Origin of the sequence: Streptomyces sp. NPDC096193 (assembly GCF_040302905.1) — a bacterium.
Taxonomy (GTDB): domain Bacteria; phylum Actinomycetota; class Actinomycetes; order Streptomycetales; family Streptomycetaceae; genus Streptomyces.
This window is the reverse complement of the sequence record NZ_JBEOSJ010000021.1, coordinates 1-13,263: the sequence shown is the minus strand read 5'-3', so window position 1 is coordinate 13,263 and position 13,263 is coordinate 1. Positions and strand designations below refer to the sequence as shown.

Sequence of the window (13,263 nt, the reverse complement as noted above, 5' to 3'; positions counted from 1 at the left end):
CACCCGGCCCGCCGGTCCCCGCGGCCGGGGAACCAACGGGTGAAGAACGCAACTGTGCGGGTGTGCTGACGCAGAGCTGCTCTAACCTGACGCCATGCATGCGCCGGGGGACGTGATCGACGGGCGGTTCGAGCTGATATAACCGCTGGGCAGCGGTGGTATGGGCACGGTGTGGCGGGCTCGCGACACCGTGCTCCACCGCGAAGTCGCCCTGAAAGCGGTACGTTCGGAGGCCGGAACGTCGGGCGCCGTGCGTGAGCGGGTGCTCCGCGAGGCCCGCGCACTCGCCCGGCTCAGTCACCCGCACGTGGTGACGATCCATCACATCGTGGACAGCGAACCGCATCCCTGGATCGTGATGGAGCTGGTGCGGGGCACCACGCTCCAGGACCGGCTCGGCCGGGGTCCCCTGGCACCCGTGGAGGCGGCGCGCATCGGCCGTCAGGTGCTCTCGGCGCTGCGCGCCGCCCACGCGGCGGGCATCCAGCACCGCGATGTGAAACCCGCCAATGTGCTGCTGCGCGACGGTCCCGGGGGTGGGGCCGTGCTCACCGACTTCGGTATCGCCGCGCTCCAGGGCTCGGCCTCGCTGACGGCCACCGGTGAACTCATCGGCTCCCCCGAGTACATCGCCCCCGAGCGCGTCCGCGGCAGGGACGACGATCCGGCCTCCGACCTGTGGTCGCTGGGGCTCGTGCTGTACGTGTCCGTCGAGGGGCTGAGCCCGCTCCGCAGGGGGACGACGCTGGCCACGCTGGCCGCCGTGCTGGACGAGGACGTCCCGCCGCCGGTGCGCTCCGGTCCGCTCGCACCGGTGCTGCGGGCGCTGCTCGTACGCGACCCGGCGGGCCGTCCCGACGCACGCCGACTGGACGCGATGCTGGCGCAGGTGGAGTCCGGCATGCTGCCGCACTGGGCCGGACCGACCATGACGGCGACCGCGCCGCCCCCTGTGCTGCCGGGCCCGGTGCCTCCCGTGCCCACCCAGCTGGACAGTCCGCGGCCGACGGTCCCGCAGCCGCAGCCGTTGCCGGACCGGACGAGCGGCGGACCTCGCGGAGCCGTTGTCGCCGCCGTGATCGCGGTGGCGGTGGCGATCACCGCCGCGACCGCTCTGGTGCTCGTCCTGCGGGAGCAGGGCAAGGACGACGCGGGCGGCCGGGGCGGCCCGACCGGGTCCGCCGCGTCGACGCCGGCAGCGACGACGACCGATCCACGGCCCACTCCGAGCCCCACCCCGTCACCGTCCCCCACGCCGACGCCGACGCCCACACCGACGCCGAGCCCCAGCGAGTCCTCGGACCCGCCGCGCCCGCCGGTCACCGCCGGCTGGATCGCCCAGCTCTACTCCGAGCCGCTCGGCTCCGGCACCGCCGCACGGGACGTACGCCTCGCGAAGGTCCGCGCCACCGTGCCCGAGGCCGTCTTCGTCCGCAGCGACGACTACGCCTCGCTGCGCCCGGGGTTCTGGGTCATCTACGCACCGGGCCCCTTCGCGGACGGGCGGGCGGCCCTGGCCTTCTGCGCCGAACGCGGCAGGACCTCGCCGAGCACCTGCATCGGGCGCTATCTGAGCACGAGTTCGGCCGACTACGGCCTGCAGTGCCGCCCCACGGCCACCGGAGCCTCGGGCCGCTGCACCCGGCCCTGAGTACTTCCGGACCCCAACAACCGTCCTACGGCGTGCCGTCCAGCGAGGAGAGGAAGGCGAGAGCGACCCGCCAGGTCTGCTCGGCGGCCTCCTCGTCGTAGTCGGGCAGGTCCGGGTCGGTGTAGAGATGTCCGGCGCCGGCGTAGCGGTAGACCTCGACATCGGCTCCGGCGCGCCCCATCCCGAGATACCAGGCGGTCAGCCAGTCGTGCGGCTCGAAGGGGTCGGGGTCGGCGACATGCAGTTGTACCGGCAGGTCGTCGACCGCCGCGTTCTCCGCGATGTCGGAGGTGCCGTGCATCAGCAGCAGCCCGCGGGCCTTCTCGTCGCCGAGCGCCAGCGTCTGCGCGACGGAGGCACCGAACGAGAATCCGGCGTAGACGAGACCTCGTTCCGAGCGGGGCGCCGCGGCGAGAACCGCCCTTTTGAGCAGTTCGTCCTTTCCGATCCCGTCCTTGAAGGCCATGCCCTCCTCGGTGCTCCCGAAGGTCCTGCCCTCGAACAGATCCGGGGTCCAGACGGTATGACCTGCGGCTTCCAGGCGCTCGGCGGCCTGGCGCACACCGTGACGAAGGCCATACGTCGAATGGAAAAGCATGATGTCCATGCCGTCAGGTTACGTTCGTGGGCATGGAGAACGTGCTGCGCCCGTTGATCGTCATCGGTGGCTCGGTCGTCCTCACGCTGTTCGTGGGATGGGTCGTCGACCTGCTGCTGCGCCGTGAGGACACCCGACACACCGAGACCCCGCTGTGGGGTCTGCTGCGACGGTGCCGCCTGCCGCTGCAGGTCGTCCTGTGCACGGCGATGCTGAGAGCGACCTACCGCCAGGCGCAGATCGAGAGCATCCGCGAACACCACGGGGCCATCGGCCAGGTGCTGACCCTGGTGCTGATCGGGGCCTCCGCCTGGCTCGTCGTGCGGATCGCGACGGCCGTCGTCGAGTCCACCTACAACCGGTACGCCGCGGCCACCCGCGACCCGGCCCGGGTGCGCAGGGTCCGTACACAGGTGACCCTCATCCAACGGGTCGTCATCGCCGTCGTCGGTGTGGTGGCCTTCGCGGCGATGCTGCTGACCTTCCCCGCCATGCGCGCGGTCGGCACCTCGATGCTGGCGTCCGCCGGTGTCCTAGGCATCGTCGCCGGTGTGGCCGCCCAGTCGACGCTGGGCAACCTCTTCGCGGGACTCCAGATCGCGTTCGGCGACATGGTGCGTATCGGCGACACCGTGGTGGTGGACGGCGAGTGGGGAACGGTCGAGGAGATCACGCTCACCTTCCTCGCCGTCCGGACCTGGGACGAACGCCGGATCACCATGCCTGTGTCGTACTTCACCAGCAAGCCGTTCGAGAACTGGTCCCGCGGCGGTGTGCAGATGACCGGCACCGTCTTCTTCCACCTGGACCACTCCACACCGGTGCCGGAGATGCGCGAGAAGCTCCGTGACGTCCTGCTCGAGTGCCCGGCCTGGGACGGCCGCGACTGGTCGCTCGCCGTCACAGACACGACGCCGTCGACGATCCAGGTACGCGCGGTGATGACCGCCAAGGACGCGGACGACATCTGGACCGTGCGGTGCGCGGTGCGCGAGCAGCTGATCGCCTGGCTGTCCGACCAGCACCCGTACGCGCTGCCGCGGATCGCCACCGCCCACGCCGTGGAGCGGGAGGAGAAGCCGGCCGAGCTCACCCAGGACCAGATCGTGCCGGAGGACGGCACTCCACGGACCGGCCGCGGCTGACGTGCGGGATGCCCCGGTGCTCGGGCAACGCGGCCGATCCAAAAAGTCCGGCGCCGAGCGTCCCGGCCCTCAGTGGCCGCGCTCGGCGCCGCCGTTGACCTGGATGATCTGGGCCGTGATGTGGGCGGCCGCCGAGGAGGCGAGCCAGCGCAGGGTCTGCGCCACATCGCCGGGGTGAGCGATGCGCCCGGTCGCGGTCTCCGCGACCAGGGCGCGCAGGCGCTCCTCGGGGAATGCGCCGCCGAAGAAGTCCGTCTCCTCGACGAACCCCGGCGCGACGACGTTGACGGTGATCCCGCGCGGCCCGAGTTCGCGGGCGAGCTTGAAGGCGTACGGATGCAGCGCGGCCTTGGCTGCCGCGTACGGCGCGGGGCCGGACCCCCGGTACGCCGCGATCGAGCTCAGGAACAGCACCCGGCCCCCGGGGGTGGCCAGATGGCCGCGGGTGGCCTCGGTGAGCAGGGCGGCCGTCAGGGTGTTGAGCCGGAAGTTCAGGGTCCAGTCCCGGGCGACGGCCTCCAGCGGGTCGTCGTCGTACGCGGAACGCTGCTCCAGACGTCCGTTGCCGCCCGCGCTGTGCACGAGGACGTCGACGGTGCCGTACTCGCGCTCCGTGAACTCCGCCGCCTTACGGGCGCCGCTCGGTTCGCTGAGGTCGACCGCACAGTAACGGGAGCCGGGGATCTGCTCGGCGGCCCGTGCGAGGACCTCCTCGCGCCGCCCGAGCAGCACCACCTGCTCCCCGTCGGCGGCGAAGGCCTCCGCCGCCGCGAACCCGATTCCCGTCCCGCCGCCACTGATCACCACGGTGCGCGCCATGCTCCGGATCCTACGAGCCCGAGGCGCTCAGCGGAGGCTGCGTACATCCAGGTGGCGCAGCACCCGGTCGACGATCTCGGGATCGGCTCCCGGTTCGTTGCGCGCGGACAGCACTTCGTGGCGGGCCGCCGACATCATCTCCCGCTGGATGCGCTGGACCATCTTCAGCCGGTCGATCCGCTTGGTGTACCACTCACGCCGCTCGTCCTCGACGATGTCGGGGCTGATCCGTGCCCCGATCTCGTAGGCCCTGCGCAGCAGCCGCTCGCTGATCTCCTCCGGCAGTTCCTCGCTGTCCTCGATCTCGCGCAGCCGGTACTTGGCCGCCTTGGCGGCGCGCAGGGCGAGCCCGTGCTCCAGTGCCCGCTCGGCGTCCGAGTCGGCCTGCACTCCGAGGCGCTTGACCAGCCAGGGCAGGGTGAGCCCCTGGAACACAAGGGTGGAGATGATCACCGAGAACGCGATGAAGATGATCTGGTCCCGGCCGGGGAAGGGCTCGCCGCTGTCCGTGGTGAGCGGGATGGCGAGCGCCAGTGCCACGGTCGCCACTCCCCGCATCCCCGCCCACCACATGACGACGGTCTCGCGCCAGCCGACGGGGATCTCCTCGTCGAGATCGCGTTTGTCGTGCAGCCGCTTGGCCAGCCAGGTCGCCGGCAGCAGATACAGCAGCCGTACGCCCACGACGACCGCGCTGATCGCGGCGCCCCAGCCGAGCATCTCCCACAGCTGCTCCTCGGCCGTGCCGAAGACGTTGTGCAGCTCCAGGCCGATCAGACCGAAGGCGACGCCGGTCACCAGGGTGTCGACGATGTCCCAGAAGGTGTTGCCGGCCAGCCGGCCGGTCACGTCGTCGGCGTCCGCCGTGTGCTCGGCGAGGAAGAGCGCCGTGGTGAGGACGGCGAGGACGCCGGAGCCGTGCAGTTCCTCGGCGAGCACATAGCTCGCGAAGGGCACGAGCAGCGACAGGCCGATCTGCAGCGTGGCGTCGCCGAGGTAGCTCATCAGCTTGTTGGAGAGCCAGCCGAGAGCGAGTCCGACCGCGACCGCGACCACGGCGGACAGCACGAGTTCCCCGGCGGCCTCGGGCCAGGAGAACGTTCCGCTGACCGCGGCGGCGATCGCCACGTGGTAGAGCACGATCGCGGTGACGTCGTTGAACAGTCCCTCGCCCTCCAGGATGGACACGAGACGGCGGGGCAGCCCCAGCCGGCCGGCGACCGCGGTCGCTGCGACCGGATCGGGCGGGGCGACCAGCGCGCCGAGCGCCACGGCCGCGGCGAGGGGCAGTCCGGGGACGAGCGCGTTCGCGACGGCCGCTACGGCGGCCGTCGTCACGAACACCAGGGCCACGGCGAGCAGCATGATCGGCCGGACGTTGGCCGCGAACTGGCGCCAGGAGGTGCGCTGCACCGTCGCGTAGAGCAGCGGCGGCAGCACCAGCGGCAGGATGAAGTCGGGCGGGATCTCGACATTGGGCACGAACGGGATGAAGGCCAGCGCGATGCCCGCCAGCGTCATCAGCACGGGCGCCGGCAGATCGAACTTGTCCCCCAGCGGTACGGTCACCACGGCCCCGAGCAACAGCGCGAGTACCAGCGCCAGTTGGTCCACGGTGCGAGAGCCTCCTGTTCGAGGACGGGAAATCCGGGGCGGCCCCGGCTACAACGAGCGGCGCATCGCCCGGTGGCCTATCCCCGCGTCCCAGAACTCCTCGCCGTACGCCGCATACCCCAGGCGCTCGTAGAAACCGAGCGCGTGCGTCTGGGAATGCAGGTCCACCGCCACGAGGCCGAGCTCTCGCGCCGCGTCCTCGATGGCGTGCACCAGCGCCACTCCGACGCCCAGGCCCCGTGCGGCGGGCGTCACCGCGAGACGGCCGAGCGAGCCGACCGACGTGTCACCGCCGGTCCGGTCCGCGGCGGCCGGCCCGTGCAGCAGCCGGCCGGTGCCGAGCGGTGACCCGTCGTCGGCCGTGGCCAGCACATGCACGGTGCCGGTGCCGATCTCGTCGAAGCCGTCGTACTCGATGTCGGCGGGGACCCGCTGCTCGACGACGAAGACGTCCTTGCGGACCGCGAAACAGGCCTCACGGTCGGCGGGCCCGTCGGCGACCCGCACCCGGAAGCCGGTCGTCATGCGCTCTCCGCCGCGATCTTGTCGAGGGCCTGCTGGAGGTCGTCGGGGTAGGAGCTCGCGAACTCCACCCACTGCCCGTCGGCGGGGTGCTCGAAGCCGAGGCGCACGGCGTGCAGCCACTGCCGGGTCAGTCCGAGACGCTTGGCCATCGTGGGGTCGGCGCCGTAGGTCAGGTCGCCCACGCACGGGTGCCGGTGGGCGGCCATGTGCACCCGGATCTGGTGCGTGCGCCCGGTCTCCAGCTTGATGTCGAGCAGGGAGGCGGCCCGGAAGGCCTCCATCAGGTCGTAGTGCGTCACGGACGGCTTGCCCTCGGCCGTCACCGCCCACTTGTAGTCGTGGTTGGGGTGGCGCCCGATGGGAGCGTCGATGGTCCCGCTCATCGGGTCCGGGTGCCCCTGCACCAGCGCGTGGTAGCGCTTGTCCACGGTCCGCTCCCGGAACTGCTGCTTGAGCAGGGTGTACGCCCGCTCCGACTTGGCGACGACCATCAGTCCGGAGGTGCCGACGTCCAGCCGGTGCACGATGCCCTGGCGCTCGGCGGCGCCGGAGGTCGAGATCCGGTATCCGGCGGCCGCGAGTCCGCCGATCACGGTCGTCCCGGTCCAGCCGGGGCTCGGGTGGGCGGCGACACCGACGGGCTTCATGATCACGACGATGTCCTCGTCGTCGTGGACGATCTCCATGCCGTCGACGGGTTCGGCCACGATCTGCACGGGCGCGGCCGCCTGCGGCATCTCCACCTCGAGCCACGCCCCGCCGTGCACCCGCTCGGACTTGCCTACCACCGAGCCGTCGACCTGCACCTTTCCGGCAGCGGCGAGCTCGGCCGCCTTGGTGCGGGAGAACCCGAACATCCGGGAGATGGCGGCGTCGACGCGCTCGCCCTCGAGGCCATCGGGAACGGGCAGGGTGCGGATCTCGGGAAGCGTACTCACCCGTCGAGTATGCCTTGTCAGTCCTTGTGGACGGTCCCGTCGGGGTCCAGCCCCCGGAAGGAGAGGATCACGATGAGGATGCCGCCGCAGACGATGGCGGAGTCGGCGAGGTTGAAGACGGCGAAGTGCGCGGGCGCGATGAAGTCCACGACCGCACCCTTGAAGACGCCGGGAGAGCGGAAGATCCGGTCGGTGAGATTGCCGAGCGCACCACCGAGCAGCAGGCCGAGGGCGATGGCCCAGGGCATGCTGTAGAGCTTGCGCGCCAGCCGGGCGATCACGATGATCACCGCGGCCGCGATGACGGTGAAGATCACGGTGAAGGCCTCGCCGATACCGAAGGCCGCGCCCGCGTTCCGTACTGCCTCGAACTTCAGCAGATCACCGATGACCTCGATCGGCTCGTGGTGCTCGAGCTTCGCCACCACGATCATTTTGGTGACGAGGTCGAGCAGGTACGCCACCACGGCCACACCGAAGAGCACGGCGACCTTCCGCCTGCGCCGGGACGGCTCGGCGGGCGCCGCAGCTTCGTCGGCTCCTGCTGAATCCGGCGTACCGATGATGCGCTCCGCCTCTGCCACGTGAGTCCCTCAACCTAGGTGCCTGACTGAGCACGAGGGTACGGCACCCACCCTCCGCGCTCAGACCCGCCGTTCCTGCTGCTGCTTGCACTCCACGCACAGGGTCGCGCGCGGGAACGCCTGCATGCGGGCCTTGCCGATGGGGTTGCCGCAGTTCTCGCAGAGACCGTAGGTGCCGGCGTCGAGTCGCTGGAGCGCGCGCTCGGTCTGCTCCAGCATCTCCCGGGCGTTGGCGGCGAGCGCCATCTCGTGCTCGCGCGTGATGTTCTTGCTGCCGGTGTCGGCGTCGTCGTCACCGGCGCCGTCCCCGGAGTCCCGCATGAGGCCGGCCAGCGCCGCCTCGGACGTGGTCAGCTCGGCGTTCAACCGGACCACCTCGCCCTCCAGCTCGGCGCGTGCCTCGGCGACCTCTTCCGGCGTCCACGGGTCCTCGCCGGGCCGTACGGCCAGCTCTCCGGGTGCGGCCGTCACGGGTGCCCCGGGCACCGCCGTGGCGCTGTTGCCGGCTCCCGCCGCGGTCTTCTTCGCTCCCACCGTCCTGGCTCCTGTCTGCTGTGCGGCCTCGGCCGCCCCCTTGGCCGCCGATGCGGCCTTCTTCGCGGCCTTCGCGGCCATGGCCTTCTTCGCAGGTGCCTTCTTCACCGGCGCCTTCGCCGCCGGTGCGGCGGCCGTCTCCTCCACGGCCTTCGCCTTGTCCGCGGCGGCCTTTTTCGCCGTGGTCCTGCCGCCCGCCGTCTTCCTGGCGGACGTCCTGCCGGCCGCTGCCTTGCCGGCAGCCGCCTTCTTCGCGGCCGGGGCCTTCTTGGCCGGGGTGCTCTTGTCCACCCCGGCCGACTTCCCGGCCGCCGTCTTCTTCGCGGTCACCGCCTTCTTCACGGTCGCTGTCTTCGCGGTCGTCTTCTTCGCGGTCGCCTTTCCGGCGTAGGCCTTCTTCGCGGTCGCCGTCTTCGCGGTCGCCTTCCTGGCGTTCGCCTTCTTCGCGGTCGTCCTCTTCGCCGTGGCCTTGTGCTCGGGTGCCACGGCCTGGTTCATGACGGTGCTCTTCTTCCCGCTCCCGCCCTTGGCCGCCGCCTCAGCGGCGGTGGATCTGCTGGACGCCGGTTTCCTCTCGGCAGTCTTCTTCGCCACCATGGCCGCGGCCCCTTCACATATTGTGATCTTGCACGCGAATCGTGCTGGGACGATAAATCGACCCCAGCTCCGCAGCAAACGGGGCACACCACCGCGCGGGCCCGCCCCGGCCTGCGGTGAGACGAACCTGCATCGGTTGTGCCCAGCTCCCCGCCGGGTAATCCGCCGACATCGGGCCGCCGGGAGCCGGGCGGGCGGGAGTGGCCATTCGGGTCACGCTCGGGGCGCCGCGAGGGCGCCCTCGAAAACCGGTCGGACGCGCCTCGCGGCGGCCCGTACACTGGGCGGAGCGAAAGGCTTGGATGGGGACGAGTAGCGTCGTACGCAGCCATGAGCGACCCGGGGACGGTGAGAGCCCGGGGGCGAGCGCGAAGTGAAGGATCACCCCGGAGCTGCCGGAAGAAAGCCGTGAGGCGAGTAGACCCGGCGTCGCGACCCCAATGAGGGGGCGGTGCGTTCCGCGCCGCCAAGGAGGGTGGTACCGCGGGAGCGCAGCTCTCGTCCCTCCGACGGAAGAGCAACTGTCCGCCGGAGGAGTTCGTAGATGGCACCCCCGCAGTACCGCCAGGTACCCGCCCAGGTCGACCTGCCCGCGCTCGAGCACGCCGTGCTCGACTTCTGGCGCGAGAGCAAGATCTTCGCCAAGAGCCTCGATCAGTCCGAGGGCCGCCCCGAATGGGTGTTCTACGAGGGCCCGCCGACCGCCAACGGCATGCCCGGCGCCCACCACATCGAGGCCCGCGTCTTCAAGGACGTCTTCCCGCGCTTCCGCACCATGCGCGGCTACCACGTCGGCCGGAAGGCCGGCTGGGACTGCCACGGGCTGCCGGTCGAGCTCGCCGTCGAGAAGGAACTCGGCTTCTCCGGCAAGAAGGACATCGAGGCGTACGGCATCGCCGAGTTCAACGAGAAGTGCCGCGAGTCGGTGACCCGGCACACCGACGCCTTCGCGGAACTGACGAGCCGCATGGGCTACTGGGTCGACCTCGACGACGCGTACCGCACGATGGACCCCTCGTACATCGAGTCCGTCTGGTGGTCGCTGAAGGAGATCTACAACAAGGGCCTGCTGGTCCAGGACCACCGCGTCGCGCCCTGGTGCCCCCGGTGCGGCACCGGACTGTCCGACCACGAGCTGGCGCAGGGCTACGAGACGGTCGTGGACCCCTCGGTCTTCGTCCGCTTCCCCCTCACCTCGGGCCCCCTCGCGGGCGAGGCGTCGCTGCTGGTGTGGACGACGACCCCGTGGACGCTGGTGTCCAACACGGCGGTCGCCGCGCACCCCGAGGTCACCTACGTGGTGGCCACCGACGGCAACGAGAAGCTGGTCGTCGCCGAGCCGCTGCTGGAGAAGGCCCTCGGCGAGGGCTGGGAGACCACCGGGGCGTCGTTCACCGGTGCCGAGATGGAGCGCTGGACGTACCGGCGCCCCTTCGAGCTGGTCGAGTTCCCGGCGCCCGCGCACTACGTCGTCAACGCCGAGTACGTCACGACCGACGACGGTACGGGTCTGGTCCACCAGTCCCCCGCCTTCGGTGAGGACGACCTCAAGGTCTGCCGTGCGTACGGCCTGCCCGTGGTGAACCCGGTCCGCCCCGACGGCACCTTCGAAGAGGACGTCCCGCTGGTCGGCGGTGTCTTCTTCAAGAAGGCCGACGAGGCGCTGACCGAGGACCTCCAGACGCGCGGCCTGCTCTTCCGGCACGTTCCGTACGAGCACAGCTACCCGCACTGCTGGCGCTGCCACACGGCGCTGCTCTACTACGCGCAGCCGTCCTGGTACATCCGCACCACCGCCATCAAGGACCGGCTGCTCGAGGAGAACGAGAACACCAACTGGTTCCCCGAGTCGGTCAAGCAGGGCCGGTTCGGCGACTGGCTCAACAACAACATCGACTGGGCGCTCTCCCGCAACCGCTACTGGGGCACGCCGCTGCCGATCTGGCGTTGCGAGGAGGACCACCTCACGGTCGTCGGCTCGCGTGCGGAGCTGACCGAACTGACCGGCACCGACCAGTCGGCGCTGGACCCGCACCGTCCGTTCATCGACGCGGTCACCTTCGACTGCCCGCAGTGCTCCGCCACCGCGACGCGTGTGCCCGAGGTCATCGACGCCTGGTACGACTCGGGTTCGATGCCGTTCGCACAGTGGGGATACCCGTACCAGAACAAGGAGATCTTCGAGAAGCGCTACCCGGCGCAGTTCATCTCGGAGGCGATCGACCAGACCCGCGGGTGGTTCTACACCCTGATGGCGGTCGGCACGCTGGTCTTCGACAAGTCCTCCTACGAGAACGTCGTGTGCCTGGGCCACATCCTCGCCGAGGACGGCCGCAAGATGTCCAAGCACCTGGGGAACATCCTCCAGCCGATCCCGCTCATGGATCAGCACGGCGCGGACGCGGTGCGCTGGTTCATGGCCGCCGGCGGTTCCCCGTGGGCCGCCCGCCGCGTCGGTCACGGCACCATCCAGGAGGTCGTCCGCAAGACGCTCCTCACTTACTGGAACACGGTGGCCTTCCAGGCGCTGTACGCCCGCACGTCCAACTGGGCGCCGTCCGCGGCCGATCCGGCCCCGTCGGAGCGCACGGTGCTGGACCGCTGGCTGCTGAGCGAGCTCAACGCCCTCGTGGACCAGACGACACAGGCGATGGAGTCGTACGACACCCAGCGCGCCGGCAAGCTGCTGTCGTCGTTCGTCGACGACCTGTCGAACTGGTACGTGCGCCGCTCGCGCCGCCGCTTCTGGCAGGGCGACAAGGCAGCCCTGCGCACGCTCCACGACGTGGTGGAGACGGTGACGCGGCTCATGGCGCCGCTGACCCCGTTCATCACGGAGCGGGTCTGGCAGGACCTGGTGGTCCCGGTGACGGTGGACGCCCCCGAGTCGGTGCACCTGTCCACCTGGCCCGCGGCGGACCTGGACGCGATCGACCCGGTGCTGTCCCAGCAGATGGCGCTGGTACGGCGGCTGGTCGAGCTGGGACGCGCGACGCGCGCCGAGTCCGGCGTCAAGACCCGCCAGCCGCTGTCGCGCGCGCTGGTGGCGGCGACGGGGTTCGAGTCGCTCTCCCCCGAGCTGCGCGCGCAGATCACGGAGGAGCTGAACGTCTCCGCACTCGCCACCCTCGCCGAGGTCGGCGGCTCGCTCGTCGACACGACGGCGAAGGCCAACTTCCGGGCGCTGGGCAAGCGGTTCGGCAAGGGCGTGCAGGCCGTGGCCAAGGCGGTCGCCGAGGCGGACGCGGCGGCCCTGTCGCTCGCGCTGCGCAACGGCACGGCCACGGTGACGGTCGACGGCGAGACGATCACACTCTCCCCGGACGAGGTGATCATCACGGAGACCCCGCGGGAGGGCTGGTCGGTGGCCTCCGACGCGGGCGCGACGGTCGCGCTCGACCTGGAGATCACCCCCGAGCTGCGTCTCGCGGGCCTCGCCCGGGACGCGATCCGCCTGATCCAGGAGGCCCGCAAGAACAGCGGCCTCGATGTGGCGGACCGGATCGCGGTCGTCTGGTCCTCGACGGACCCCTCGACGACGGAGGCCCTCACGGAGCACGCGCCGCTGATCGCGGACGAGGTACTGGCGACGTCGTTCACCGCAACGCCCCCGCCCGCGGACTTCGGCCCGCCCTTCACGGACGAGGGCCTGTCCCTGACGTTCCACCTGCGCAAGCAGTAACGCCCTGCACGAAGGGGCCCGGGTTTCGTCCCGGGCCCCTTCGTGCTGCCTGGGCACCGACGGACCGGAGCGGTAGCAAGCCCCGCCGGCGATCGAGTCGGCGAAGGACCCGGCGCCCACGACCCGGCTCAACCCCACCCGCCCCGCGGCACGACCACCCGCCGAGCCAACCCGAACCCAGCCGCGATCGAGGCGCGAACGACCCGAGCACGCAGCCGGGCTCAACCCGCCCGCCCCGGCACGACCACCCGCCGAGCCAACCCGAACCCCGCCGGCGATCGAGGCACGAGCGACCCGAGCACGCAGCCGGGCTCAACACACCCGCCCCGGCACGACCACCCGCCGAGCCAACCCGAACCCAGCCGGCGATCGAGGCGCGAACGACCCGGGCACGCAACCCGGCTCAGCTCCCCGGCAGGACCGCCCACCGCACAAACCAAGCCCGTCGGCGATTGAGGCGCAACAAACCCCACGGCGCTCCGGTCGCTGCAGACCCCGCACAAGACAAGGGCCGGGCCCGGGGCTTCTCCGCCGTCGATGTCGTCGAAGAGCGCGACCACTACTCGCTGAGCCACG

The 13,263-nt window shown here is 71.0% G+C and carries 10 protein-coding genes; 3 read left to right on the top strand and 7 right to left on the bottom strand.

The features are described from left to right. Positions 1-160 precede the first annotated feature (160 nt). Complete coding sequence (locus ABTX78_RS26300) at positions 161-1,651, top strand: serine/threonine-protein kinase (protein ID WP_502993965.1); 1,491 nt, start codon at positions 161-163, stop codon at positions 1,649-1,651. A gap of 25 nt (positions 1,652-1,676) precedes the next feature. Here ABTX78_RS26300 and ABTX78_RS26295 read toward each other — a convergent pair whose 3' ends face one another. Beyond that, entirely contained in the window at positions 1,677-2,258 is a 582-nt protein-coding gene (locus ABTX78_RS26295; RefSeq protein ID WP_352209263.1) for a dienelactone hydrolase family protein, read from the bottom strand. A gap of 23 nt (positions 2,259-2,281) precedes the next feature. Here ABTX78_RS26295 and ABTX78_RS26290 point away from each other — a divergent pair, with 23 nt between their 5' ends. After that, positions 2,282-3,394 carry a mechanosensitive ion channel family protein gene (locus ABTX78_RS26290; protein WP_352209262.1) on the top strand — a complete coding sequence of 371 codons (1,113 nt, stop codon included), beginning with the start codon at positions 2,282-2,284 and terminating at the stop codon, positions 3,392-3,394. A 69-nt stretch (positions 3,395-3,463) separates the two neighbouring features. Here ABTX78_RS26290 and ABTX78_RS26285 read toward each other — a convergent pair whose 3' ends face one another. Genes ABTX78_RS26285 through ABTX78_RS26260 form a run of 6 tightly spaced genes read right to left on the bottom strand, consistent with a single transcriptional unit; the run spans position 3,464 to position 9,005 of the window. Then, positions 3,464-4,213, bottom strand: coding sequence for an SDR family NAD(P)-dependent oxidoreductase (locus ABTX78_RS26285; RefSeq protein WP_352209261.1), 750 nt, complete (start codon positions 4,211-4,213; stop codon positions 3,464-3,466). 27 nt (positions 4,214-4,240) lie between these two features. After that, entirely contained in the window at positions 4,241-5,827 is a 1,587-nt protein-coding gene (locus ABTX78_RS26280) for a Na+/H+ antiporter (RefSeq protein ID WP_352209260.1), read from the bottom strand. Between the two features lie 48 nt (positions 5,828-5,875). Beyond that, positions 5,876-6,352: a GNAT family N-acetyltransferase gene (locus ABTX78_RS26275; protein ID WP_352209259.1), complete on the bottom strand. Its 477-nt coding sequence runs from the start codon at positions 6,350-6,352 to the stop codon at positions 5,876-5,878. Beyond that, positions 6,349-7,290, bottom strand: a complete 942-nt coding sequence (locus tag ABTX78_RS26270) for an RluA family pseudouridine synthase (RefSeq protein WP_352209258.1) — start codon at positions 7,288-7,290, stop codon at positions 6,349-6,351. The genes ABTX78_RS26275 and ABTX78_RS26270 overlap by 4 nt, the downstream gene beginning before the upstream one ends. A gap of 17 nt (positions 7,291-7,307) precedes the next feature. Next, positions 7,308-7,874 carry a signal peptidase II gene (lspA, locus tag ABTX78_RS26265; RefSeq protein WP_352209257.1) on the bottom strand — a complete coding sequence of 189 codons (567 nt, stop codon included), beginning with the start codon at positions 7,872-7,874 and terminating at the stop codon, positions 7,308-7,310. A gap of 60 nt (positions 7,875-7,934) precedes the next feature. After that, positions 7,935-9,005, bottom strand: a complete 1,071-nt coding sequence (locus ABTX78_RS26260) for a TraR/DksA family transcriptional regulator (protein WP_352209256.1) — start codon at positions 9,003-9,005, stop codon at positions 7,935-7,937. 544 nt (positions 9,006-9,549) lie between these two features. On the opposite strand from ABTX78_RS26260, the gene ileS reads away from it, so the two are divergent. After that, complete coding sequence (gene ileS / locus ABTX78_RS26255; protein WP_352209255.1) at positions 9,550-12,687, top strand: isoleucine--tRNA ligase; 3,138 nt, start codon at positions 9,550-9,552, stop codon at positions 12,685-12,687. Positions 12,688-13,263 lie beyond the last annotated feature (576 nt).

Excerpts from the sequence above, each read along its gene's own strand:
- ABTX78_RS26300 (WP_502993965.1), top strand. The coding sequence starts at position 161 with ATGGGCACGGTGTGGCGGGCTCGCGACACCGTGCTCCACCGCGAAGTC.
- ABTX78_RS26295 (WP_352209263.1), bottom strand. The coding sequence starts at position 2,258 with ATGGACATCATGCTTTTCCATTCGACGTATGGCCTTCGTCACGGTGTG.
- ABTX78_RS26290 (WP_352209262.1), top strand. The coding sequence starts at position 2,282 with ATGGAGAACGTGCTGCGCCCGTTGATCGTCATCGGTGGCTCGGTCGTC.
- ABTX78_RS26285 (WP_352209261.1), bottom strand. The coding sequence starts at position 4,213 with ATGGCGCGCACCGTGGTGATCAGTGGCGGCGGGACGGGAATCGGGTTC.
- ABTX78_RS26275 (WP_352209259.1), bottom strand. The coding sequence starts at position 6,352 with ATGACGACCGGCTTCCGGGTGCGGGTCGCCGACGGGCCCGCCGACCGT.
- ABTX78_RS26260 (WP_352209256.1), bottom strand. The coding sequence starts at position 9,005 with ATGGTGGCGAAGAAGACTGCCGAGAGGAAACCGGCGTCCAGCAGATCC.
- ileS (WP_352209255.1), top strand. The coding sequence starts at position 9,550 with ATGGCACCCCCGCAGTACCGCCAGGTACCCGCCCAGGTCGACCTGCCC.